The 23,761-nt window shown below is 59.7% G+C and carries 24 protein-coding genes; 13 read left to right on the top strand and 11 right to left on the bottom strand.

Features of this window, described 5'->3' with window-relative positions; translation table 11 throughout:
* The first annotated feature begins 21 nt into the window (after positions 1-21).
* The 3 genes from AFK66_RS19875 to nadS all read left to right on the top strand — a co-directional run bounded on the left by AFK66_RS19875 (position 22) and on the right by nadS (position 1,431).
* The gene (locus AFK66_RS19875; RefSeq protein ID WP_007779941.1) at positions 22-621 is read left to right on the top strand and encodes a LysE family translocator; all 600 of its coding nucleotides are present in this window, start codon (positions 22-24) and stop codon (positions 619-621) included.
* Between the two features lie 199 nt (positions 622-820).
* The gene (locus AFK66_RS19880) at positions 821-1,141 is read left to right on the top strand and encodes a hypothetical protein (protein WP_007779945.1); all 321 of its coding nucleotides are present in this window, start codon (positions 821-823) and stop codon (positions 1,139-1,141) included.
* Positions 1,141-1,431 (top strand): NadS family protein, encoded by a 291-nt coding sequence (gene nadS / locus AFK66_RS19885; protein WP_007779948.1) that lies wholly within the window; start codon positions 1,141-1,143, stop codon positions 1,429-1,431. The genes AFK66_RS19880 and nadS overlap by 1 nt, the downstream gene beginning before the upstream one ends.
* A 73-nt stretch (positions 1,432-1,504) precedes the next feature.
* Here nadS and fdhE read toward each other — a convergent pair whose 3' ends face one another.
* From fdhE to fdnG, 4 genes are read right to left on the bottom strand one after another with little or no spacing between them, the layout of a single operon-like run.
* Positions 1,505-2,434 (bottom strand): formate dehydrogenase accessory protein FdhE, encoded by a 930-nt coding sequence (gene fdhE / locus AFK66_RS19890; protein WP_023897767.1) that lies wholly within the window; start codon positions 2,432-2,434, stop codon positions 1,505-1,507.
* A complete protein-coding gene (gene fdoI / locus AFK66_RS19895; RefSeq protein ID WP_004385165.1) occupies positions 2,431-3,066 on the bottom strand; it encodes a formate dehydrogenase cytochrome b556 subunit in 636 nt (211 codons plus the stop codon). Before fdoI ends, fdhE begins: the two co-directional genes overlap by 4 nt.
* The gene (gene fdxH / locus AFK66_RS19900) at positions 3,063-3,965 is read right to left on the bottom strand and encodes a formate dehydrogenase subunit beta (RefSeq protein ID WP_004385164.1); all 903 of its coding nucleotides are present in this window, start codon (positions 3,963-3,965) and stop codon (positions 3,063-3,065) included. The genes fdoI and fdxH overlap by 4 nt, the downstream gene beginning before the upstream one ends.
* A 12-nt stretch (positions 3,966-3,977) precedes the next feature.
* Positions 3,978-7,028: a formate dehydrogenase-N subunit alpha gene (gene fdnG / locus AFK66_RS19905; protein WP_085959986.1), complete on the bottom strand. Its 3,051-nt coding sequence runs from the start codon at positions 7,026-7,028 to the stop codon at positions 3,978-3,980.
* A gap of 165 nt (positions 7,029-7,193) precedes the next feature.
* On the opposite strand from fdnG, the gene fdhD reads away from it, so the two are divergent.
* Together fdhD and AFK66_RS19920 are read left to right on the top strand one after the other, a co-directional pair.
* Entirely contained in the window at positions 7,194-8,036 is an 843-nt protein-coding gene (gene fdhD / locus AFK66_RS19915; RefSeq protein ID WP_007779970.1) for a formate dehydrogenase accessory sulfurtransferase FdhD, read from the top strand.
* Between the two features lie 130 nt (positions 8,037-8,166).
* Positions 8,167-8,376, top strand: a complete 210-nt coding sequence (locus AFK66_RS19920) for a YdgH/BhsA/McbA-like domain containing protein (RefSeq protein WP_007779971.1) — start codon at positions 8,167-8,169, stop codon at positions 8,374-8,376.
* 38 nt (positions 8,377-8,414) lie between these two features.
* Here AFK66_RS19920 and AFK66_RS19925 read toward each other — a convergent pair whose 3' ends face one another.
* Together AFK66_RS19925 and AFK66_RS19930 are read right to left on the bottom strand one after the other, a co-directional pair.
* Positions 8,415-8,738, bottom strand: coding sequence for an AzlD domain-containing protein (locus tag AFK66_RS19925; RefSeq protein WP_007779973.1), 324 nt, complete (start codon positions 8,736-8,738; stop codon positions 8,415-8,417).
* A complete protein-coding gene (locus AFK66_RS19930; protein ID WP_105609483.1) occupies positions 8,738-9,397 on the bottom strand; it encodes an AzlC family ABC transporter permease in 660 nt (219 codons plus the stop codon). The genes AFK66_RS19925 and AFK66_RS19930 overlap by 1 nt, the downstream gene beginning before the upstream one ends.
* Before the next feature lie 105 nt (positions 9,398-9,502).
* Here AFK66_RS19930 and AFK66_RS19935 point away from each other — a divergent pair, with 105 nt between their 5' ends.
* The 4 genes from AFK66_RS19935 to AFK66_RS19950 all read left to right on the top strand — a co-directional run bounded on the left by AFK66_RS19935 (position 9,503) and on the right by AFK66_RS19950 (position 14,695).
* Positions 9,503-10,051 (top strand): helix-turn-helix domain-containing protein, encoded by a 549-nt coding sequence (locus tag AFK66_RS19935; RefSeq protein WP_007779975.1) that lies wholly within the window; start codon positions 9,503-9,505, stop codon positions 10,049-10,051.
* Positions 10,052-10,126: 75 nt separating this feature from the next.
* Positions 10,127-11,134 (top strand): substrate-binding domain-containing protein, encoded by a 1,008-nt coding sequence (locus AFK66_RS19940; RefSeq protein WP_023897771.1) that lies wholly within the window; start codon positions 10,127-10,129, stop codon positions 11,132-11,134.
* A gap of 117 nt (positions 11,135-11,251) precedes the next feature.
* Positions 11,252-13,375: an alpha-galactosidase gene (locus AFK66_RS19945; RefSeq protein ID WP_007779979.1), complete on the top strand. Its 2,124-nt coding sequence runs from the start codon at positions 11,252-11,254 to the stop codon at positions 13,373-13,375.
* A gap of 57 nt (positions 13,376-13,432) precedes the next feature.
* The gene (locus AFK66_RS19950) at positions 13,433-14,695 is read left to right on the top strand and encodes an MFS transporter (RefSeq protein ID WP_007779982.1); all 1,263 of its coding nucleotides are present in this window, start codon (positions 13,433-13,435) and stop codon (positions 14,693-14,695) included.
* Positions 14,696-14,828: 133 nt separating this feature from the next.
* Here AFK66_RS19950 and rhaM read toward each other — a convergent pair whose 3' ends face one another.
* The 4 genes from rhaM to rhaB form a co-directional block, all read right to left on the bottom strand.
* Positions 14,829-15,143: an L-rhamnose mutarotase gene (gene rhaM / locus AFK66_RS19955; RefSeq protein ID WP_007779984.1), complete on the bottom strand. Its 315-nt coding sequence runs from the start codon at positions 15,141-15,143 to the stop codon at positions 14,829-14,831.
* A 213-nt stretch (positions 15,144-15,356) separates the two neighbouring features.
* Positions 15,357-16,181 (bottom strand): rhamnulose-1-phosphate aldolase, encoded by an 825-nt coding sequence (gene rhaD, locus AFK66_RS19960; protein WP_007779987.1) that lies wholly within the window; start codon positions 16,179-16,181, stop codon positions 15,357-15,359.
* A 9-nt stretch (positions 16,182-16,190) separates the two neighbouring features.
* Positions 16,191-17,447: an L-rhamnose isomerase gene (locus AFK66_RS19965; protein ID WP_023897772.1), complete on the bottom strand. Its 1,257-nt coding sequence runs from the start codon at positions 17,445-17,447 to the stop codon at positions 16,191-16,193.
* The gene (gene rhaB, locus AFK66_RS19970; RefSeq protein WP_023897773.1) at positions 17,444-18,916 is read right to left on the bottom strand and encodes a rhamnulokinase; all 1,473 of its coding nucleotides are present in this window, start codon (positions 18,914-18,916) and stop codon (positions 17,444-17,446) included. Before rhaB ends, AFK66_RS19965 begins: the two co-directional genes overlap by 4 nt.
* A 301-nt stretch (positions 18,917-19,217) precedes the next feature.
* Between rhaB and rhaS the strand changes: the two genes are divergently transcribed.
* Both rhaS and rhaR read left to right on the top strand, forming a co-directional pair.
* Positions 19,218-20,054, top strand: a complete 837-nt coding sequence (gene rhaS / locus AFK66_RS19975; protein ID WP_007779279.1) for an HTH-type transcriptional activator RhaS — start codon at positions 19,218-19,220, stop codon at positions 20,052-20,054.
* A 70-nt stretch (positions 20,055-20,124) separates the two neighbouring features.
* Complete coding sequence (gene rhaR / locus AFK66_RS19980; RefSeq protein ID WP_032983143.1) at positions 20,125-20,976, top strand: HTH-type transcriptional activator RhaR; 852 nt, start codon at positions 20,125-20,127, stop codon at positions 20,974-20,976.
* Here the strand turns inward: rhaR and rhaT are convergent.
* Entirely contained in the window at positions 20,973-22,010 is a 1,038-nt protein-coding gene (gene rhaT / locus AFK66_RS19985) for an L-rhamnose/proton symporter RhaT (protein ID WP_032968488.1), read from the bottom strand. The genes rhaR and rhaT overlap by 4 nt on opposite strands.
* Before the next feature lie 371 nt (positions 22,011-22,381).
* Between rhaT and sodA the strand changes: the two genes are divergently transcribed.
* Positions 22,382-23,002, top strand: coding sequence for a superoxide dismutase [Mn] (gene sodA / locus AFK66_RS19990; RefSeq protein ID WP_015387089.1), 621 nt, complete (start codon positions 22,382-22,384; stop codon positions 23,000-23,002).
* Positions 23,003-23,072: 70 nt separating this feature from the next.
* The gene (gene yiiM, locus AFK66_RS19995) at positions 23,073-23,750 is read left to right on the top strand and encodes a 6-hydroxyaminopurine reductase (RefSeq protein WP_007779269.1); all 678 of its coding nucleotides are present in this window, start codon (positions 23,073-23,075) and stop codon (positions 23,748-23,750) included.
* Positions 23,751-23,761 lie beyond the last annotated feature (11 nt).

Genomic DNA, 23,761 nt, shown 5'->3' on the forward strand with positions numbered 1-23,761 from the left:
GATGCGAACAGAGGCGGTGGCGTGGATATTTCAGGTTTTGTGCTGGCCATTGTGCCGGTGGCGCTTTCTCCCGGCGCGAGCTTTACGCTGGCGATGAACAATGTGATCCACCGGGGGATGACGGGCGTGTTCAGCGTTATCGCAGGCACGCTTATCGGGATTTATATTCACGCCTCGCTGGTAGGGCTTGGCGTCACGCAACTGCTGGTGCGCTATCCGGCCGTGATGAAAACCTTACAGCTGACAGGCACGCTCTATTTGCTCTGGCTGGCGCTGCGGCTTGTTGTAAGCGGCATTCAGGCCTGGCGGCGTCCGCAGCAAACAACAGGCCGCGGCGCGGGCGTGAAAGAGGCGCTGCTGGCGAACCTTTTTAATATCAAAGCGATTTTGCTCTGGCTGACCGTGGTGCCCGCCTTCGCCGGAACGGCCTTTACGCACTATCTGCTGCTCGCCAGTATTCATGTTGGCATTATGGCCGCATGGCTGCTGCTGTGCGGCGGTGCGATTGTGCTGACCACGCGCCGCTTTTCGGTGCGCTGGCTGAAGATCGTTGTCGATACCGGCGGCGGGCTGTTTCTGTTTATCCTCACTCTCTCCTCCGCGCTGGCCATGCTGAAATAAGCGGGAGCCTGGCTATCCAACCGTATATTTATCCCATTGATGTAATGGTACAAATCATTACGGAAGGGGGATCGCAGAAGGGAAATTTTTCCAGGTCGGATATTGTCTGGCGCATCGCGTCACGATAGCGTATTGCCGTCAGGGTACGTCATTGACGTACCTTTTTGCTGTGTTAACATCAGCCAGTGGCGTAGGGAATATGCTCTTCATTGAAACGGAAATCTTTACCCGGGCCGTGGCCGCCCTGCTCAGTGATGACGATTACCAGCGGTTGCAGCGGTTGCAGTGGTTCCTGGCCCTGCGGCCCGATTACGGTGATGTTATCCCGGATACCGGCGGGCTTCGTAAAGCTCGCTGGCTTGCAGGCGGACGGGGCAAACGAGGCGGCGTCAGGATCATCTATTTTTATCGCGCTGCTGCCGATGAAATCCGCCTGCTGCTGATTTATCGCAAGGGGATAAAAGACGATCTCTCGCCTCACGAAAAATCTGTGCTCAGAATGCTGAATGAGAGGTGGTGATGGACAACGCGCTGTTTGAACAGTTAACCGAAAGCCTGCGGCAGATGAATGATATCAGCGAAGGCCGCCGCGAGCCTTCACGGGCTTTTGTCATCGACGCGCTGAAAATAAAAGAGATCAGACAGGCATCAGGGCTTTCTCAGACGAAATTTGCCAGCCTGATTTCGGTAAGTGTGGATACGCTGCGCAACTGGGAGCAGGGAAGGCGTTCGCCGACGGGGCCCGCGCGTGCGCTGTTGCGTGCGATTGCGAACGATCCGCAGCATGTTATCTCTGCACTGGCGTTGTAACCTGCAAAGAGAATGCTGTGTCGATAACAAGCGTGAACTAGCCCGCCCTGAACGAGCGGGCTACAGACAAGGTTTACTCACCCTCTCCCGGGAACAGGAACGGGTTGATGGAGCTTCTGGCGAAGCCTTCCTGCTCCATGCGGGCGTCGAGTACCAGCGAGGCGAGGTCATCCGCCACCGGCTCCACGTTCGGGTCTTTTTCCTGATACAAAATCTTCAGGTAAGTCCCGCAGTCGCCGCAGCTTTCGGCTTTAATGGCCGCCTGCTCGCTCTCCAGCGACCAGTAGTGCAAATCGCGGGTTTGCTCGCAGTTGCTGCATTTAACGCGCACCACGTGCCACTCGGTTTCGCACAGGTTACAGTGCAGGTAGCGCAGCCCCTGGCTTGAGCCGATATGCACCATGCTGGAGACCGGAATGCTGCCGCAGACCGGGCAGAACTGACGCGCTTCGCCATACTCCGCCCGCGCTTTGCCGGGGATAAGGCTCGCCATCTGCGCCCAGTAGAGCGACAGCGCCGCCCAGATAAACGGGGCTTTGTCGCTGCTCACCGCGCTGAAATCGGCGCTGAACAGCGCGCTCGCCATGGTTTCCAGCTCCTGCGCCGAGGCTTTTTCGAGATTCTCGATAACCGCCAGCGCCGGGCCGCTCATCTCTGGCTTCAGCTCGGCAATCAGCGACTGCAACAGCTTCTGCCAGTGGCCGTCGCGCGGCAGCACGTGGATATCGAGCGGAGGCTTGCCCTGTTCCGCAGCTTCTTTGATGCGGGCCGTCAAATCCATCTCCAGCGGGTGGTCATAGAGCACCACCTCCTGGGCATGCGCAATAAGCGCGGCAAAACGCAGGTAATCGCCCAGCGGATTATTTTCAGCCAGCTCGCGCAGGCGTGCGGCGCGGCGGTTATAGAGATTTTTCAGTCTGGGGAACAATAACGGCGGAATCACTTCCGCCGTACGTTTATCGCTCTTCTCCAGCTGGTCTTGCGGGATGATGCGAATACTCATTCAGATGATTTTTCCTGTTTCTCGCGCACTTCGCGATACCAGCGCGGGTGGTGTTTCTTCGCCCAGGTTTTGGTAACCCAGCCTTCCACCATGGCGGTAATGGTGCCTTTGACCCACAGGGCCGCGTAAATATGCACCATGATAACCACAATTAAGGCCACCGCGGCAAATGAATGCGCCAGCAGCGCCAGGCGAATCACCGGGATGGGGAACATCGGCGCGAACCACGGACGCCAGATAACCACGCCGCTTGCCAGTAACAGCAGAAGCAGCAGGATGGCCGCCCAGAAGACGCACTTCTGACCGAAATTATAGCGCCCGGTATCGCCCACTTCCTCGTTCATGGCGATTTTGTGGATATTTTTTGCCCACAGAATATCGTCACGGTTAATGAGGTTGTGGTGCCAGTAACGGAAAAACATCAGCATAAACGAGACGAACATCACCACCCCAACGAAGGGGTGGAGGATGCGCGCCAGCTGCGGCGTGCCAAGAATGTTCATCAGCCAGTTGAAGGAGGGGAAAAAGAACCCCAGCCCGCTCACCGCCGCCAGCACGAAGGCGAAGGCGGTGATCCAGTGGTTGATTCGCTCTGGCGCGCTGTAGCGCACGATGGTGTCACGTCTTTTCATTTACGCACCTCATCATCGTCATGGTGCAGATTGTCTTCATCTTCCTCGGCGCGGTTTGGACCGATACCGACGTAGTGGAAGACGCTGGCTGCGAAGGTCGCCGCAAAGCCGATGGCGGCGAGCGGTTTCCAGATGCCTTTCCAGAACTTAACGGCTTCGCTGATTTCCGGGTTCTCCGGCAGGCCGTGATACAGATTCGGCTTGTCGTTGTGGTGCAGCACGTACATCACGTGCGTACCGCCAACGCCTGCCGGATCGTACAGGCCCGCGTTTTCGTAACCACGGGTTTTCAGCTCCGCCACGCGCTCGCCAGCCAGCTGTTTCATATCCTCTTTGGTGCCAAAGTGGATAGCGCCGGTCGGACAGGTCTTCACGCACGCCGGCTCCTGGCCCACGGTCACGCGATCCACGCACAGGGTGCATTTGTAGACGCGGTTATCTTCCGGGTTCAGGCGCGGGACGTCGAACGGACAGCCCGCGATGCAGTAGCCGCAGCCGATACACTGTTCAGACTGAAAATCGACGATGCCGTTGGCATACTGAATGATAGCGCCTTCCGACGGGCACGCTTTCAGGCAGCCCGGATCGGCGCAGTGCATACAGCCATCCTTGCGGATAAGCCATTCCAGTTTGTCGTTCTGCTCCACTTCCGAGAAGCGCATCACGGTCCAGGACTTGGCGGTCAGATCCGCCGGGTTGTCATACACCCCGACGTTATGACCGACTTCGTCACGCAGATCGTTCCACTCGGAACAGGCCACCTGACAGGCTTTACAGCCGATACAGGTGGTCACATCGATAAGCTTCGCCACTTCCTGCTGGTGGTCCCGCGCCTGCGGCGCGGGCGTGAAACCGTTAGTCGCGGAACGACGGATAATGTCTTGCGATTGATAAGCCATAAGTCGTCTCCGTTACACCTTTTCCACGTTCACCAGGAACGCCTTAAATTCCGGCGTCTGGGTGTTGGCGTCGCCCACGAACGGCGTCAGCGTGTTGGCGATAAAGCCTTTCTTCGCGACCCCTTCGTAACCCCAGTGGATTGGAATACCGATGGTATCCACCTGTTTGCCATCCACGTTGAGCGTGCGAATACGCTTGGTCACCACCGCTTTGGCTTTGATATAGCCGCGGTTGGAGGAGACTTTCACGGTATCGCCCTGCGCGATGCCAAGCTTGCCGGCGAGTTTCTCGCCAATCTCCACAAACTGTTCCGGCTGCGCGATGGCGTTCAACAGCGCGTGCTTGGTCCAGTAGTGGAAATGCTCGGTCAGACGGTACGTGGTGCCGACATACGGGAACTTATCCGCTTTGCCCATCGCTTCCAGATCGCCTTTGAACACGCGCGCCGCCGGGTTAGACACCACGTTCGGGTGCAGCGGGTTGGTGCCAATCGGCGTCTCGAACGGCTCGTAGTGTTCCGGGAACGGGCCTTCCGCCATTTTGTCGATGGCGAACAGGCGGCCCATGCCTTCCGGCTGCATGATAAACGGACCGACATCGCTGCCCGGAGGCGCGGTGCTGTAGTCCGGGATATCGGCGCCGACCCACTTGCCGTTGGCGTAAGAGAGAAGCTGACGTTTCGGGTCCCACGGTTTGCCCTGCGGATCCGCGGAGGCGCGGTTATACAGGATGCGGCGGTTCAGCGGCCACGCCCATGCCCAGCCCAGCGTATTGCCAAGGCCCGACGGGTCGGCGTTGTCGCGGCGCGCCATCTGGTTGCCGTCCGGCGTCCAGCTGCCGGCGAAGATCCAGCAGCCGCTCGAGGTGGTGCCGTCGTCACGCAGATGCGCGAAGGTGCCCAGCTGATCGCCTTTCTTCGCCAGTACGTTGCCGGTCACCGGATCGATGATATCCGCCAGCGCTTTACCGTTGCTCTCCATGGCCACTTCTTCCGGCGACGGGTTTTCCGGCGTCGAATAGTTCCAGCTCATGTTGAGGACCTGTTCCGGGCATGCGCCGCCCTGCTCGGCGTACATCTTACGCAGGCGCAGGAAGATACCGGCCAGGATTTCGCCGTCGTTCAGCGCTTCGCCCGGCGCGTCCTGACCTTTCCAGTGCCACTGCAGCCAGCGGCCGGAGTTCACGATAGATCCGTTCTCTTCGGCAAAGCAGGTGGACGGCAGGCGGAACACTTCGGTCTGAATGCTCGCCGGATCGACATCGTTCTGCTCGCCGTGGTTCTGCCAGAAGGTAGAGGTCTCGGTATTGAGCGGATCGATAGTCACCAGGAACTTCAGTTTTGAGAGTGAAGCGACCACTTTGTTTTTGTTCGGGAACGAGGCGACCGGGTTAAAGCCCTGGCAGATATAGCCGTTGACTTTGCCCTGGTGCATCATCTCGAAATATTGCAGGACGTCGTAGCCTTTATCCCACTTCGGCAGCCAGTCGAAGCCCCAGCTGTTCTCCGCCGTCGCTTTGTCGCCATAGAAGGCTTTCATCAGCGAAACGAAGAATTTCGGGTAGTTGCCCCAGTAGTTCACCTGGCCTTCCAGCAGCGGTTTCGGCGTGTTGGCGGTCAGGTAGGTTTGCAGATCGGCTTGTTTTTCGCTTGGCAGCGACATGTAGCCGGTCAGGCTCTGGCTCAGCAGACCGAGGTCGGTCAGGCCCTGAATGTTGGAGTGTCCGCGAAGCGCATTCACGCCGCCGCCCGCCATACCCATGTTGCCCAGCAGCAGCTGGATCATGGCCATAGTACGGATGTTCTGGGCGCCCACGGAGTGCTGCGTCCAGCCGAGCGCATACAGGAACGACGCGGTTTTGTCGTGTACGCTGGTTTCGGCGATGTATTCGCACACCTTCAGGAAATCGGCTTTCGGCGTACCACAGATATTCTCAACGACATCCGGCGTGTAGCGGGAGACGTGCGTTTTCAGCAGGTTCCAGACGCAGCGCGGGTGAGAAAGCGTGGTATCGCGTTTTGCGAAGCCTTTTTCGTCCAGCTCATAGTGCCAGCTGGTTTTGTCATATTTGCGTTTTTCCGCGTCATAGCCGGTGAACAGGCCGTCATCGAAACCGTAATCTTCACGCACGATCAGGCTGGCGTTGGTGTAGGCCTCGACATATTCGCGGTTAACCTTGTTGTTGTTCAGCAGGTACAGCAGTACGCCTGACAGGAAAGCGATGTCAGTACCGGAACGGATAGGCGTATAGAAATCGGCCACCGACGCCGTGCGCGTAAAGCGCGGGTCAATCACGATAAGCTTCGCGCCATTGTGGATCTTGGCTTCCATCGCCCAGCGGAATCCCACCGGATGCGCTTCTGCCGCGTTCCCACCCATCACGACGATGAGGTTGGCGTTCTTCATATCAACCCAGTGGTTGGTCATCGCACCGCGACCAAATGTTGGAGCAAGACTTGCTACCGTTGGTCCGTGTCAGACACGCGCCTGGTTATCCACGGCTAACATGCCGAGGGCGCGGGTAAATTTCTGGGTTAAATAGCCGGTTTCGTTACTGGAAGCGGAGGCGCACAGCATACCGGTGGAGAGCCAGCGGTTAACGGTCGTGCCTTCGGCATTTTGCGCGATGTAGTTCGCGTCGCGGTCTTCTTTCATCAGCTTCGCGATGCGATTAAACGCCTCGTCCCAGCTGATGCGCTGCCATTTATCGGAGCCAGGCGCGCGGTATTCAGGGTATTTCAGACGCGATTCGGAGTGGATGAAATCCACCAGACCTGCGCCTTTCGGGCAAAGCGCCCCGCGGTTGACCGGATGATCCGGGTCCCCTTCGATGTGGAAAATCGAGGATTTCGCGTTTTTCGCGCCGTCGCCGAGGCTATACATCAACAGCCCACAGCCGACGGAGCAGTACGTACAGGTATTACGGGTTTCGCGGGTGCGCAGCAGTTTATATTGCCGTGTTTCCGCCAGCGCGACGCTGGGAGCAAATCCCAGTGCGGCTGCCGTGGTGCCTGCCATACCGCCAGCGCAGATCTTAAAGAACTGCCTTCTGCTGACCTGCATGGATTGCTCCTTGTTCAGACATTGTCACAAAGTAAGTCGTATGGTTTTTCTTTTGCGGATGCCGCCGCAACGGTTCACAATCGTAATTCCCTTCTTAACGAGGAGGGATTAGGCGCAACAGAATACCACAATGTTGCTGAGGCTGTTTCAGACGGTTAATAAAAAGTGAATAAGAACCATCCAGAACTGTTGCAAAACGTGACCGATGTCACGGCCGCTCGTTCCCTTCCGCTCTGGAAAAGAGAGAACCTCACCACCACAGAGCCGGACTGGCTGGCGGAAGAAGTGCCGGTAGCGCTGGTCTACAACGGTATCTCTCACGTCGTGATGATGGCGTCTCCCAAAGATTTGGAAATCTTCGCCCTTGGATTTTCGTTATCGGAAGGAATTGTCGAATCTTCACACGAAATTTACGGCATGGATATTATCCATGGGTGTAATGGTATCGAAATTCAGGTGGAACTTTCCAGCCGTCGCTTTATGGGGCTCAAAGCGCGCCGCCGTAATCTGGCGGGGCGAACCGGCTGCGGCGTCTGCGGCGTGGAACAGCTTAACGATATTGTGCGTCCTCTGGCTCCGCTGCCATTCACGCAAACTTTCTCGCTCGATAACCTCGACGGCGCGCTGCGTCAGCTCGCCAGCGTCCAGCCTGTCGGCGAGCTCACCGGCTGTACGCACGCCGCCGCCTGGCTGACCCCGCAGGGCGACATTGCGGGCGGGCATGAAGATGTCGGGCGTCACGTCGCGCTCGATAAACTGCTCGGCCGACGCGCGCGCGAAGCGTGGCAGCAGGGCGCGGTGCTGGTCTCCAGCCGGGCCAGCTATGAGATGGTGCAGAAAGCCGCGACCTGCGGCGTGGAAATTCTCTTTGCGGTCTCCGCCGCCACCACGCTCGCCGTGGAGGTCGCCGAGCGCTGCAACCTGACGCTGGTGGGCTTTTCGCGCCCTGGCCGCGCGACGATTTATACGCATCCGCAACGCCTGATCGCAGGCGATCAAAACGCGTAATTTTTGTTCAGTTTTTCTGAAAAAGTACGGCAAATCCTTCCGCTTTTGGTTTCCGGTTTGCAGGTCTACTATTACACACATCGAAGGCAAAGCGCCTTCTAACGTAAAACAGACCTGAAGGAATATTGCCATGAACACTATCAAATATTTTGTTGCAGTTATGACCCTTGCTACCGCTTTCGGCGCTTTCGCTGGCCAGTCCATCACCGCGACCGACACCACGCTCTCCGGCGCAGAAGCTAAAATCGCCGCGCAGGCCGAGCAGATGGGCGCGACGTACAAAATCACCGAAGCGTTCACCGGTAATCAGGTCCACATGACCGCCGAACTGAACAAATAAGCCAGAAGTTGTCGAAAGAGCGCCTGCGGGCGCTTTTTTTATGGCATGCCCGCCAGACGCAGCAGCGCGGTGACGACCGCCGCCGCAAAAATCACCACGATTAACGGTGCCTTGCGCCAGGCCAGAAAAAGCGCGAACGCGACACCCACCACCCTCGCCATACCCGCAAAGCTTTCACCTTCGTAAAACGTCGCCGCCAGCGCCACGGCAAACAGCAAGGTGGTTGCCGCATCGGAGAGCAGCGCCTGCGCGCGTTCGCTCAGCGCCAGTTTGTTACCGAGCTTCGCCCCGCCAAAGCGCATCAGATACGTGCCGACAGAGAGCACGGCGATCCCGGCCAGAATCATCATGGTACTCGCCATTATTTCTTCCTCGTGAGTAAGCCTGCCAGCGAGAGCAGCACCGGCAGCCCGACCGGCGCGAACGGCACGGCGGCAAGCGAAAGCGCCGCGCCGCTGCCTGCGCGGATAAGCGTGGTTCTGTTTTTCAGGGCGGGCAGCACCAGCGCGAGTAAGATCGCCGGGAAAACGGCGTCAAGACCAATGGTTTCCGGCGCGGGCAGCAGCGTGCCCATCGCCACGCCGATAACAACGCCAAGCGGCCAGCACAGCGCCACGCCAAGCCCGCACAGCCAGTACGCCGCTTTACGGGTTTCGGGCGTCTCCTGCGATAACCCGAACACCACGCTTTCATCATTCATGATGTGCGAGCCCAGCAGCCTTTTTGCGCCCCGGCCCACCAGATCCCGCACCGTGATGCCAAACGGCAGATGGCGCGCGTTAACCAGCAGCCCCGCGGCGGCCGCCGCCAGCGGATTACCGCCGCTTGCGACGATGCCGATAAAAATAAACTCCGACGCACCTGCCAGTACCGATATAGACAGCAGCAGCGGCACCCACATCGCGAAGCCATAAGCCATCGCCAGCGTGCCATAAGACACCCCGACCACGCCGACGGCCAGACAGACCAGTAAAATAGCCTTTATAATGTCGCCTTTAAGACAGGCGAACCGGTGCAGAATCATACGTTTTTCACCCATAACGAACGAATGAACATTATAATGAACATGCTGCCACCGATTTTCAACACGAACGTTTGTTCATTTTAACGAACCAGGGAGCCTCACATGACACAGCCCATTACCGTGATTGCTAAAAGCCTGGTGCGCGAACGTACGCGCGCGGGGTTATCGCTGGCCGAAGTGGCCCGCCGCGCGGGGATTGCCAAATCCACACTGTCGCAGCTCGAAGCCGGTAACGGTAATCCGAGCCTGGAGACGCTCTGGGCGCTATGCGTGGCGCTTGATATTCCTTTTGCCCGCCTGATGGAACCGCAGGCCAATCAAACGCAGGTGATCCGCCGCGGTGAAGGGCCAAAAGTCGTTGCGGAACTCGCTAATTATCAGGCGATTTTGCTGGCGACCTGCCCGCCAGGCGCGCGTCGTGATATCTACCTGCTGCTGACGCAGCCGGAAGGCGAGCGTCTGTCACAGCCGCACCCGGCGGGCTCGGTGGAACATATCATCGTGACGCAGGGGCGTGCGCTGGTCGGGCTGGTAGAAGCGCCGGAGGAGCTGCACGCCGGGGATTACATCTGTTACCCCGCCGATCGGGCGCATATTTTTCGCGCGCTGGAGCCGGATACTCAGGCAATTCTGGTGGCGGAACAGAATTAAGCCCTACAGAATCTGTGGACGCCTGCGCCACCTCAGGCGACACTTTTACGCACCCTGCAATCAGGCACTTAACTTATGTCGCTTAAAGCAATCGCCGCACAACTTGGCCTCTCCGTCACCACCGTCAGCCGCGCACTGAACGGCTACGACGACGTTTCTCAGGAAACCCGCGCGCGGGTGGAGGCTGAGGCGGCGCGACGCGGCTACCGGCCAAATACGTTCGCGCGTCGCCTGAAAATGGGCAAAATCGACGCCGTCGGGCTGGTCTTTCCCGTACATCCCGTGCCGCTCAATAACAGCGTCTTTATGGAGATGGTGGGCGAGATAAGCCGCGAACTGGCGCAACATGAGGTCGATTTGCTGCTGATTGCCGACGACGATCTGGCGGACAGCCACAGCTATATGCGCCTGGTGCAAAGCCGCCGCGTGGACGCGCTGATTGTGGCGCATACGCTTGATAACGACCCACGTTTGCAGCAGCTTCAGACGGTGAACTTTCCTTTCCTGGCGCTCGGGCGCAGCCGGTTGCCGCAGCCGTACGCCTGGTTTGATTTCGACAACTACGCCGGTACGCATCAGGCCACCGAGCGGTTAATTCGTCTCGGCCACCGGCGCATCGCGATGCTTGGCGAGCACAACAGCCAGGCGTTTATCACCCAGCGCCGCGAGGGCTGGCGCGACGCGCTGAAAGCGCATCAGCTTGATGACAGCGGGCTGCGAATGCTGCCGCCCACGCGCCGCGCGGGTTACAAAGCGGTACTGGAACTGATGGCGCTGCCCGCGCCGCCGACGGCCATTGTGACCGATTGCAACTCGCTCGGCGACGGGGCCGCGATGGCACTGCAAACGCTCAATCGCTTAAAGGGCGAAGGGGCCGTTTCGCTGGTGGTCTATGACGGCCTGCCGCCTGACAGCATCGTGGAGATGGATGTGGCGGCGGTCATTCAGTCCACGCGTGCAGGCGTGGGGCGGCAAATCGCCGACATGGTGCAGCGTCTCATCGCGGGCGAGCCGGCAGAACAGCTTCAGGTGCTCTGGCAACCCGATTTTCTGGAAGGCAACACGCTTCATCCCGCAGGCTAAAGCCAGGTCATTTTCCTAAGCAAAATTCTGTACAGATCACATAACCGAAACGTTTTGGTTGGCATCCGAAACGTTTCGGATCAACAGTAAAAGCATTCTTTTACCGGAGATGCTTTTATGGAAACCCGCATTCATCGCCTCACCAGCCCCACAACCGATGTTGTTATCAAAACGCACCCGTTCGCTGAAATTCTCTACTGGGGGCCGCATCTTGCGCACTTTTCGCAGCAGGATTGCGCGAGCCTTGTGCGCCCGGTCGCGAATGGCCGTCTGGATACCGATTCACCCGTCACGCTAATGGCGGAGAACGGCCACGGGCTGTTTGGCGCGCCGGGGCTGGAAGGGCACCGCAATGGGCTGGACGCCTCGCCGGTGTTTACCACGCAGGACGTCAACCAGAACGGGCAGACGCTGATAATTACCAGTGAAGACGCCACCGCCGGGCTGCGGCTCGTGAGCGAGCTTTCGCTCAGCGACAGCGGCGTGCTAAAGGTGCGCCACGGCCTGACCAATCTGCGCGATGGTGCCTGGCAGGTGGATCGTTTCGCGGTCACGCTGCCGGTGGCGGAACGGGCGTTTGAAGTGATGGCGTTTCATGGCCGCTGGATACGTGAGTTCCAGCCGCACCGCGTAACGTTAAGCCACGACGGCTTTGTGCTGGAAAACCGCCGCGGGCGCACCTCGCACGAGCATTTTCCGGCGCTTATCGCCGGTACGCCGGGTTTTGGCGAGCAGCACGGCGACGTCTGGGGCGTGCACCTTGGCTGGAGCGGCAATCACCGGCTGAAGTGCGAAGCGAAAACCGACGGGCGGCGCTATCTCCAGGCCGAGGCGCTCTATCTGCCAGGCGAAATGGCGCTGGCCACCGGCGAGACGCTGCACACGCCCTGGCTTTATGCCAGCCACTCCACGCGCGGCCTGAACGGTATGAGCCAGCAGTTCCACCGCTTTCTGCGTGAGGAAATTATTCGTTTTCCCGGCAACAAACCGCGGCCGGTGCACCTCAACACCTGGGAGGGGATCTACTTCGACCATCAGCCGGAGTACATCATGCAGATGGCGACCAGGGCTGCGGCGCTCGGCGTGGAGCGCTTTATCATTGACGACGGCTGGTTTAAGGGCCGCAACGACGACCATGCGGCGCTCGGCGACTGGTATCTCGATGAGCAGAAATACCCGGACGGCCTGATGCCGGTGATTAACCATGTGAAAAACCTCGGCATGGAGTTCGGCATCTGGGTGGAGCCGGAGATGATCAACCCCGATTCCGATCTTTACCGCGCGCACTCGGATTGGGTGCTGGCGCTGCCGGGCTACCCGAAAACCACCGGACGTCACCAGTGGGTGCTTAATCTCAACATTCCTGACGCCTTCGATTACCTGCTGGAACGCATGAGCTGGCTTTTGGGCGAGCATCCGGTTGATTACGTGAAGTGGGATATGAACCGTGAGCTGGTGCAGCCGGGCCACGCGGGCAAAGCGGCGGCAGACGCCCAGACGCGCCAGTTCTATCGCCTGCTGGATGTACTGCGCGCGCGCTTCCCGCACGTTGAGTTTGAGTCCTGCGCATCCGGCGGCGGGCGTATCGATTTCGAAGTGCTGACGCGCACGCACCGCTTCTGGGCCTCCGACAACAACGACGCGCTGGAGCGCAATACCATCCAGCGCGGCATGAGCTACTTCTTCCCGCCGGAAGTCATGGGCGCGCATATCGGCAACCCGCGCTGCCACGCGACTTTCCGCCAGCACAGCATTGAATTTCGCGGCCTGACGGCGCTGTTCGGTCATATGGGGCTGGAGCTGGACCCGGTCAGCGCGGGCGAGCAGGAGGCGGCGGGCTATCAGCGTTATGCCGCGCTCTATAAAGAGTGGCGTGAGCTGATCCACACCGGAGACCTGTGGCGCGTGGAGATGCCGGACGCCGCCACGCAGGTGCAGGGCGTCGTCAGTCAGGATAAGACGCAGGGGCTGTTTCTGGTAAGCCAGCTGGCGATGCCGGACTACACGCTGCCGGGCGCGCTGCGCGTGCCGGGGCTCGATCCGCAGGCCCGTTACCAGGTGCGGCTGGTGGATCATCCGAATATTCAGCTGACCGGCGAAGGCGGCCACACCATGCGCCAGTTGCCTGGCTGGATGAGCGAGCCTGTCAGCGCCAGCGGCGAATGGCTGGCGCAGGCGGGGCTGCAACTGCCGGTGCTCGACCCCGAAACTGCGATGCTTATCGCGTTTGAGCGCGTGTAACAGGCGGGCGCCGTGAAAGCGGCACCTCAATGGTCTGGTCTTCTAAGGGCGACAATAATGAAAAATACCGTCTGTACCCGGAAACATAACCCGAACTTCTGGATCTTTGGTCTCTTCTTCTTTTTCTACTTCTTCATCATGGCCACCTGCTTTCCGTTTCTGCCTATCTGGCTGTCGGATGTGATTGGCCTGAACAAAACCGATACCGGCATCGTGTTCTCCTGTATGTCATTGTTTGCTATTGCGTTTCAGCCGGTGCTGGGCGTGATTTCCGACAAGCTGGGCTTAAAAAAACATCTGCTGTGGATTATCACCACCTTGCTGGTGCTGTTCGCGCCGTTCTTCCTGTGGGTGTTCGGGCCTCTGCTGAAGGTGAATATCTGGCTCGGCGCGCTGATGGGCGGGCTGTATATCGGCTTTTGCTTCTCCTCTGGTGCCGGGGCGATTGAGGCATACATTGAGCGCGTGAGTCGCAGCAGCGGCTTTGAATATGGCAAGGCACGCATGTTTGGCTGCCTCGGCTGGGGGCTGTGTGCTTCGACGGCGGGGATGCTGTTTAACGTCAACCCGGCCATCGTGTTCTGGATGGGTTCCAGCGCGGCGCTGGTGCTGATGGGGCTGCTGCTGTTCGCGCGTCCTCGCGCCAATCAGACGGCGCAGGTGATGAACGCGCTCGGTGCCAACCAGCCGCAGGTGACGGCGAAAATGGCGCTGGGCCTGTTCCGTCTGCCGAAGCTGTGGATGTTTATTCTCTATGTGGTCGGCGTGGCGTGCGTGTATGACGTGTTCGACCAGCAGTTCGCCACGTTTTTTAAATCGTTCTTCCCGACGCCGCAGGCGGGCACGCAGGCGTTTGGTTTCGCCACCACGGCCGGGGAGCTATGTAACGCCATCATTATGTTCTGCTCGCCGTGGATCATTAACCGCATCGGCGCGAAGAACACGCTGCTGATTGCGGGCACGATTATGGCCACGCGTATTATTGGCTCGGCGTTTGCCACGAACGTTTATGAAATCGTGGCGCTGAAAATGCTGCACGCGCTGGAAGTGCCGTTCCTGCTGGTGGGCGCGTTTAAATACATTACCGGCGTGTTCGATACGCGCCTGTCGGCGACCATTTATCTGATTGGTTTTCAGTTTGCCAAGCAGATGGCAGCGATTTTTCTCTCCGCCTTCGCCGGTACGATGTATGACCGGATAGGTTTTCAGGATACGTATCTGATTCTCGGCAGCTTTGTGCTCGCGATAACGGTGGTGTCGGCGTTTACGCTCACAAACACGCGGCAGGCGGTGGTGTCAGAAGAGACGGTGAAGGCGTAAGGTTGGCGTTTGTCATTTGTAACCGTAATGACGGCGGGTGCGCTTTGCTTACCCGCCCTACGGTTAACGGAAGGCCTTATATTATGTAGGGCGGGTAAGCGCCAGCGCACCCGCCATTCATCCACACCCGCGCTCACTCCAGATAAAACACGTTTTTCAACTCCTGGCTCACCGGGCTGTTATCCGGGTTGGAGGGCATAATCTCGCGCATATGCTTCCACCAGCGCTGGCACACCTCGGTTTGCGCCACGGCGTTCCAGCGCGCCTCGCTTTCAATCTCAACCGTCGCGAAGAGCAAATGACGCTGCGCATCAAGCCAGATGGCGTAATGGTGCGCGCCGTGCGCTTTCAGCACCGCCTCAAGCTCCGGCCAGATGGGGGAATGGCGGCGCTGATACTCCTCGTGCGCGTCCGGGTTGACCTGCATTACAAACGCTTTGCGGATCATTATGTCTCCTGACAACATTTACGGAGGGCCAATATCGCGTTCATGCGGCTCTCCCTGGTTTTGCGGTAATGGCGGGTGCGCTTTGCTTACCCGCCCTACGGTTATATTCGCGGCGGCGGGTGCGCTTCGCTTACCCGCCCTACCAGTCATCTCATCAATGTAGGGTGGGTAAGCGCAGCGCACCCACCGTTCAACCGGCTCACGCCCGCCCGCTTACAGCGCGATGGCACCCGCGTGCGGCGTCACGCCAAAACGCTCGCCGAGGGCAATCAACTCCTCGCGCGTGATGGTCTGCTTCATGCCGCCCATCGACAACACCTTGACCAGGATCTCGGCGGATTTCTCGGCGGTATCGATAAGCCCGAACGCCTCGTCAAGCGTCGGCCCGGTGCCGAAAATACCGTGATGCGGCCACAGCACCAGCGTGTGGGTTTTCATCTGCTCCGACGTGGCGCTGCCGATGCCATCGGTGCCCGGCACCATCCACGGCACAATGCCGATGCCGTCCGGGAACACCACCAGACACTCGGTGCTGCCTTCCCATAACAGGCGCGTAAAGCGCGCTTCATCCAGCTCCAGCACAAAGCTCAGCGCAATCAGGTTCGTGGCGTGACAGTGCATAATCACGCGGTCCTTGCCGCCGGAGACGGCTTTGCGTACCGCGTGCGACTGAAAATGCGACGCCAGCTCCGACGTCGGCAGGCCGCCGTTGGTCAGCCCCCAGTGAATGTGATACGCCATGCCATCGTCGGTGATTTGCAGCAGCACCAGCGTGTCGGCCGGGTCGAGCTGCACGTTGCGGAAAAACTTCCCGGAGCCGGTTACGAGGAACCAGCAGCCCGCCAGCTCCGTGCGCGGCTGGCTCAGCTCCACGCAGCGTGGCGCGGGGTAAAACTCGTCGCGATAAGGCTCCACGTCGGCTGCGTCAAGGCGCAGGCTCACATTGCCGCCGTTGCGTTCGTCCCAGCCTTTCAGCCACATATCACTGGTGGCTTTAACCATCCCCTGAATGAACCAGGAAGAGAGAATGCGTTGCATGAGTGCTCCTTAGCGCGTGCTTAATACGTGTTGTTCATAGTGGCGGACGGCGGAGAGCCACGCGGCATCGGCTGGCGTGTCGTGGCGCTCGCAGTACATCTCCCAGACGGCCTGCCACGGCAGCGATTTTTGCTCTTCGAGCAGCGCCAGACGCGCGGTGTAATCGCCTTCAAGCTCCAGCTGACGCAGTTGCGCGGTCGGCTCCAGCAGCGCGCGCAGCAGCGCTTTCTTCATGTTGCGGGTGCCAATCACCCACGCCGCGATGCGGTTAATAGAGGCGTCGAAGAAATCGAGGCCGATATGCACGCGGTCAAACAGGTCATGGCGAATAATTTCGCCGGCGATGGCCTGGGTTTCGTCATCCAGCAGCACGACATGATCGCTGTCCCAGCGCACCGGGCGGCTCACGTGCAGCAGCAGGCGCGGCACGTAAAGTATCGCGGCGGAGATTTTGTCGGAGATCACTTCAGTCGGGTGGAAATGCCCGGCGTCGAGGCACAGCGCGGTCTGGCGGCTCGCGGCATAGCCCAGGTAAAACTCGTTCGAGCCGACGGTGTAGCTCTCCGCACCGATGCCGAACAGCTTGCTCTCTACCGCGTCGATGTGGTGCGCCGGGTTAAGTTTTTCGCTAATGACCTCATCCAGCGCGGCGAGCAGACGGCGCCGCGGCGCCAGGCGATCCACCGGCGTATCTTTCATGCCGTCCGGGATCCAGATGTTCATTACCGACGGCGTGGCGAGCTGTTCGCCAAACGACGCCGACACGCGGCGGCTCGCCTGGCAGTGTTCAATCCAGAACTGGCGAATTTCCGGGCTGGGGTGCGAGAGCGTAAAGCCGTCGGCGCTCAGCGGGTGCGAGAAGCACGACGGGTTGAAATCCAGCCCCAGCTGGCGTTCGCGCGCCCACGCCACCCAGTTTGCGAAGTGTGCCGGTTTAATGTCATTGCGGGCGACCGGCGTGTCAGATTCCAGATAGATGGCGTGCAGGTTGAGGCGCTTGGGGCCGGGGATCAGGCGCAGCGCCTGGTCAAGATCGGCGCGCAGCTCTTCGGCGTTACGCGCCTTGCCCGGATAGTTGCCGGTCGCCTGAATGCCGCCGGTGAGCTGCCCCTGCGGGTTTTCAAACCCGGCCACGTCGTCGCCCTGCCAGCAGTGCATGGAGACCGGCAGGCGGTCGAGCTGGCTTAACGCGGCTTCGGCATCGACGCCAACGGCGGCGAAGCGCTGCTTCGCCAGTTCCCAGGCCTGGTGAATGTGAGTGGTCATGCGTAAAGCTCCTTCCTGATTTGACGGGACGGCGATACCCGCGCCGCGTGGCGCGCTATTTCGCTGTCCGTCTGAGGGTGAAATGGGGTCAGCGTCTGGCTGGCGGTGACAACGCGGCGAAACGCGTCGACGTCGGCGATGTCGTCCAGCGCCATCAACTGGCAGCCGATATTGCCGAGCGTGGAGGCTTCCACCGGGCCGGCCAGCACCGGAATACCGCAGGCATCGGCGCAGAGCTGATTCAGCAGCGGGTTCTGGCTGCCGCCGCCGACGATATGCAGCACCGTGAATGGCCGCCCGCGCAGGGCGGTGAGTTCTTCCAGCACGCGGGCATACAGCAACGCCAGGCTGTCAAAAACACAGCGGGCCAGCTCTGCCGCGCTTTGCGGCGCAGGCTCGCCGCGCTCCAGGCAGGCGGCCTGAATTTCGCGGCTCATGTTTTCCGGGTTGATAAAGCGGTCGTCATTGGGGTTCACGACAAAGCGGCAGGGCGCAAGCGCGCGCGCCTCGTCGATAAGCGCGGGCAGATCGGTAATCTGTTGCTCCTGACAGACGCGCTGCAACAGCCACAGCCCCATGATGTTTTTCAGCACCCGGTAGCGCCCTTCGGCCCCGCCTTCGTTGGTGATATTGGCTGCGAGCGCGCGGTCATCGGTGTACGGCGTTTTGCTCTCAAATCCCATCAACGACCAGGTGCCCGAAGAAAGATACGCCGCGTCCGGCGTCGCCAGCGGCGCGGCGATGACGGCGCTGGCGGTGTCGTGCGTCGCCACGGAAACCACCGGCACCTCCACGCCCTGCGCGCTGCGCCAGTGGCCGATCACGTTGCCCGGATGCGTCGGCGCGCCGAGCCAGTGGTGCGGCACACCCGCCCAGTCGAGCAGCGTCTCGTCCCAGTTATCGGTGTTGATATTGATAAGCTGCGTGGTGGTGGCGTTGGTGTAATCCCAGTTCAGCGCGCCCGTCAGCCGGTAGCAGAGGTAATCCGGGATGAGCAGCGCATGCGCCACGTGGTCAACCAGCTCCGGCTGCTGCTCCACCAGCGCGCGAAACTGATACAGCGTATTAAACGGCAGGAACTGAATGCCGGTGCGGCGATAAATCGCCTCGCGGCCCATTTGCTGCTCCGCGCGGGCCATAATGCCGTCGGTGCGGCTGTCGCGGTACGACACCGGCAGGCCGACGCGCTCGCCGCGCGCATCCAGCAGCACATAATCGACGCCCCAGGTGTCGATGCCGATGCTGTCGATATCGACGCCGCGCGCGCAGGCTTTCTCCAGACCCGCGCGCACTTCACGCTCCAGCGCATCCACATCCCAGGTGTCGAAGCCGTCCACGCGGCGCAGGCCGTTGGCGAAGCGGTGGATTTCCTCAAGCGTCAGGCGCTGTCCGTGGCTGTCGTAGCGGGCCAGCATCACGCGGCCGCTGGACGCCCCCAGATCGACCGCGACGCTATGGCGAATAGTCATGGTTGGGGTCCTTGTTGGAATCTCTGACGCCAGTCTAGGGAGCGGCGCGGCGGCGCACCTTCACTCCACGGACAGCGTGTTAAGCGGGCTGGCAAGGAAGCAAAGATGAACGTGAGGAAGTTCACAAAATGGCGTCTGGCCGTCTGGCTGGCAGGGGTGTGAGCCGCGCCGCATTTCCAGAAATTTCACAGTGTTTCTTAAAAAACCGACGTGCTTTGCGCGTTTTGGCGTCGAAAATTTAAGGTGTAAGTGAGAACCGTTATCTACTATCAGGCAGGATTCACAGAACGCGGGGGCGAGGATGACGGTACTACAGAGCGTTGATTTTTTCCCATCCGGCGCGGCGTCGGTCACCATTGAACCGCGTCTGCCGCAGGCGGCATTTCCTGAGCATCATCATGATTTTTATGAGATTGTCATCGTTGAGCACGGCACCGGCACGCATGTGTTTAATGGTCAGCCGTATACGCTCAGCGGCGGCTCCGTCTGCTTTGTGCGCGACCACGATCGCCATCTCTACGAGCACACCGAAAATCTCTGCCTGACCAATGTGCTGTATCGCTCGCCGCAGGCGTTCAGTTTCCTGTCGGGGCTTGAAAAGCTTCTGCCGCAGGAGCAGGACGGCCACTATCCGTCGCACTGGCGCGTCAGCCAGCAGACGCTGCAGCAGGCCCGCCCGCTGGTCGGGCAGCTGGAAGCGCTGCGCGAAAGCAGCGATGTGCATGCCATCGCCAGCATGGAGATGCTCTTTATGCAACTGCTGATTTTGCTGCGAAGCGGTGCGCACGCGCAGGGCGACGGCCGCCCTGATGAACGGCTGAACCAGCTTATCGCCTGGCTTGAGGAACATTACGCGGAAGAGATTTGCTGGGAGCAGCTCGCCGACCATCACCGGCTGTCGCTGCGCACGCTGCACCGCCAGCTTAAGCAGCGCACCGGCCTGACGCCGCAGCGCTACCTTAACCGCCTGCGCCTGATGAAAGCGCGCTATCTGTTGCGCCACAGTGAAGAGAGCGTCACGGATATCGCCTACCAGTGCGGCTTTGGCGACAGCAACCACTTCTCCACGCTGTTTCGCCGCGAGTTTTCGTGGTCGCCGCGTGATATTCGTCAGGGGCGCGACGGGCAAATCCAGTAACGCGAAGGGAATCACCGTTTTCGGCGGCGAAAAAGCGCATACTTTGCAGCCATTTGCCCGGAGATACGCTGTGGCCGCTCAGTTAGTGCTCAGGAAAGCGGATTTCTTCGCGACACCCACCCAGCCGGTCGTCGTGGCGGATCGCTACCCGCAAAACGTCTTTGCCGAGCATACCCACGAGTTCTGCGAACTGGTGCTGGTGTGGCGCGGCAACGGGCTGCATGTGCTGAATGACAGGCCTTACCGCATCACCTGCGGCGATCTCTTTTATATCCGCGCCGAAGACCGCCACAGCTACCAGTCGGTTAACGATCTGGTGCTGCATAACATCATCTACTGCCCCGAACGGCTAAAACTTAACGTTAACTGGCGCGATCTGCTGGAAAATCCGCGTGGCGCGAACGGCGACCCGCGCTGGCGGCTCAGCAGCCAGGGCATGGTGCAGGCGCGCCAGGTGATTGATCAGCTTGAGCATGAAAGCCCGAAGCAAGACGCGCTCTCGCACTGCCTGGCCGAAAGCCTCTTTTTACAGCTGGCGATTACGCTGCGCCGTCATCGTTACCAGCCATCGGGCGGTACGGGGCCGGGCGAGGGCGAAACGCTCGATCTGCTGATGGCCGCGCTCGGCAACAGCCTCGACGTGCCGTTCGATTTACAGCACTTTTGCAGCCATTATCAGATTGCCGAACGCCCGCTGCGCCAGCTGTTCCGCCAGCAGACGGGCATGACCATCAGCCAGTACCTGCGCCAGTTACGCATTTGCCAGGCGCAGTATCTGCTGCGCCACTCTTCGTTGCTGATAAGCGAAATCGCCGCGCGCTGCGGCTTTGAAGACAGTAACTATTTCTCGGTGGTGTTTACCCGTGAAACGGGCGTGACGCCACGGGTGTGGCGTCAGCAGTGGAGTGCGATGGCCGGTTAGTTGGTCGCCATGCCCAGCCCGACGATATTCGCCGCCACGATAATTACCACGCAGCCCAGGCTCAGCACGCTGACCGGGCGGCGTCCTGCCGCTTTCCACTCGCGCAGCACCAGCCCGACGATGCCGCCGCACAGCACGTAGAAGCTCATGTGCAGCATCCAACTGATGTAGTCATACTGCGCCGGGATACGCGCATGGCCCCAGGCATAGAAAAAGAACTGCAAATACCACATCAGCCCGCCCAGCGCCGAGAGCAGCACATTGCTGATAAGCAGCGGTTTCGCCAGCGAGAAATCGGCTTTAATCGACAGGTTTTTCACCTTCGCGAGGCGAATAAAACAGAAGCCGAGGTTAATCAGCGCGCCGCCGCCCATGATAACGACATAGCTTGGCAGCGCGACGTAGAGCGGATCGACGCCGAGTTCTGCGGCGGCTTCATGCATCGGCTTCGCGGCGTCCATCGCAAACGACATACCTGCGGAGAACACGCCGCACAGCACCGCCAGCACCAGCCCTTTCTTCAGGTTAAACTCTTCGGCTTTGATGCCCATCTGGCGCTCTTTCAGCTGGCCTGCGCGGGTGACGATGGCGACGCCAATAAGAGCGACGAACACGCCAAGCAGCGTCATCCGCCCGCCCGCGGTGCCGACGAGCACACCGAATTTGCCGTTCAGCAGCGGCGTCATCAGCGTGCCGACAATCAGCGTAATACCAATCGCGATGCCGATGCCCATCGACATACCGAGATAGCGCATGGTCAGGCCGTAGTTAATATTGCCGATGCCCCACATCGCGCCGAACAGAAACACCGGCAGCAGCGTGGCGGCGCTGAACGAGCGGTAATAGGCCCAGAAATCGGGCAGCAGCAGCGCGCTGACCACCCAGGGTAAAATCAGCCATGACACCACGCCGCCCACCGACCACATGGTCTCCCATGACCAGTGCCGAACCTTTTTAAACGGCGCATAAAAGCAGGCGGCGCTCGCCGCGCCAATCAAATGCCACAGGATACCCATGGTTATTGCGTTACTCATGCTGTCGTCCTCGTTTCCGTCACAGAGCCAACGGGAGCGAAAGCCGCCCCCTAACCGAATCGAGTCTATTGAGGCGCTCACGCTTTCACCTTCGGGGCGCTGCCGCGAAGCGTTAACGGGTGGCAAAAAACAGCGAGTAAGCCGAACGGGGATCACACTTTATGGTGAATTCAGACGATGCCTAAGCGTTGGAAATGTGTGCGAAAAACGGCGCAGGGTGTCCATTTTTGGCTAATATTGCGTTAAGTTATAACCATATAAAAACTGCGGCATTGATAAACATTTTCAATATCATTTAATTAACTATAATGAACCCACTGCTTACGCGGCGTTAACACCTATGCCGCCCGACAATAATGGAGATGATGAATATGAGTTACACACTGCCATCCCTGCCGTACGCATACGACGCCCTGGAACCGCATTTCGACAAGCAGACGATGGAAATCCATCACACCAAACACCACCAGACCTACGTCAACAACGCTAACGCGGCGCTGGAAAGCCTGCCGGAGCTGGCGAATCTGCCGGTTGAAGAGTTGATCACCAAACTGGATCAGGTTCCGGCTGACAAGAAAACCGTTCTGCGCAACAACGCGGGCGGCCACGCGAACCACAGCCTGTTCTGGAAAGGCCTGAAAAAAGGCACCACCCTGCAGGGCGACCTGAAAGCGGCTATCGAGCGCGATTTCGGCTCCGTTGAGAAATTCAAAGAAGAGTTCGAGAAAGCGGCTGCGACCCGTTTCGGCTCTGGCTGGGCGTGGCTGGTGCTGAAAGGCGACAAACTGGCTGTCGTTTCCACCGCAAACCAGGATTCCCCGCTGATGGGCGAAGCTATCTCTGGCGCTTCCGGCTACCCGATCCTGGGCCTGGACGTGTGGGAGCACGCGTACTATCTGAAATTCCAGAACCGTCGTCCGGACTACATCAAAGAGTTCTGGAACGTGGTTAACTGGGACGAAGCCGCAGCGCGTTTCGCTTCTCAGAAATAAGGTTGCAACCTGACCTGTAAAAAGCGAGCCTGATGGCTCGCTTTTTTTATATCCGCAAAAGGAGGCGCGTATGTATTTCCCGGTGCAGGTGTATCTCGGCAAAATCCGCGACTATAAAGGCAGCAGGCCCAGCGCCATCGGCAAAGTGCAGGTGGAGGGCGAGTTGTCGCTTACCAGCCGCGGGCTGGTTGGCGATCAGCAGGCGGAGAAGAAAATTCACGGCGGGGCGGACCGCGCGCTGTGCCACTACCCGCGCGAGCATTACGCCGTCTGGGCGCGTGAATACCCGGAACAGGCGGAGTGGTTTGCGCCGCCCGCGTTTGGCGAGAATCTCTCGACGCTGGGGCTGACGGAAGAGAACGCGTTTATCGGCGATATCTTTCGCTGGGGCGAGGCGCTGATACAGATCACCCAGCCGCGTTCGCCGTGTTTTAAGGTTAATTTTCACTCGGGAATTAGCGAGCTTTCCGGCCGGATGCAGGATACCGCGCGCTGCGGCTGGCTCTACCGGGTGATCGGCGAAGGGAAGGTGTTTAGCGACGCGCCGCTGGAGCTGGTGTCGCGGGTGAGCGCCATTTCCGTGCGCGAGGCCGCCGCGATTGCGTGGCATACGCCGTTTGATGACGAGCAGTATCACCGGCTCCTGAGCGCAGGCGGGCTTTCCGCCAGTTGGGCGAAAACGCTGCAAAACCGGCGTCTTAACGGGAAGATCGAGAGTTTTTCGCGCAGGTTGTGGGGCAGAGGATAGCAGGTCACGGT

Origin of the sequence: Cronobacter malonaticus LMG 23826 (assembly GCF_001277215.2) — a bacterium.
In the GTDB taxonomy this organism is placed as follows: Bacteria; Pseudomonadota; Gammaproteobacteria; order Enterobacterales; family Enterobacteriaceae; genus Cronobacter; species Cronobacter malonaticus.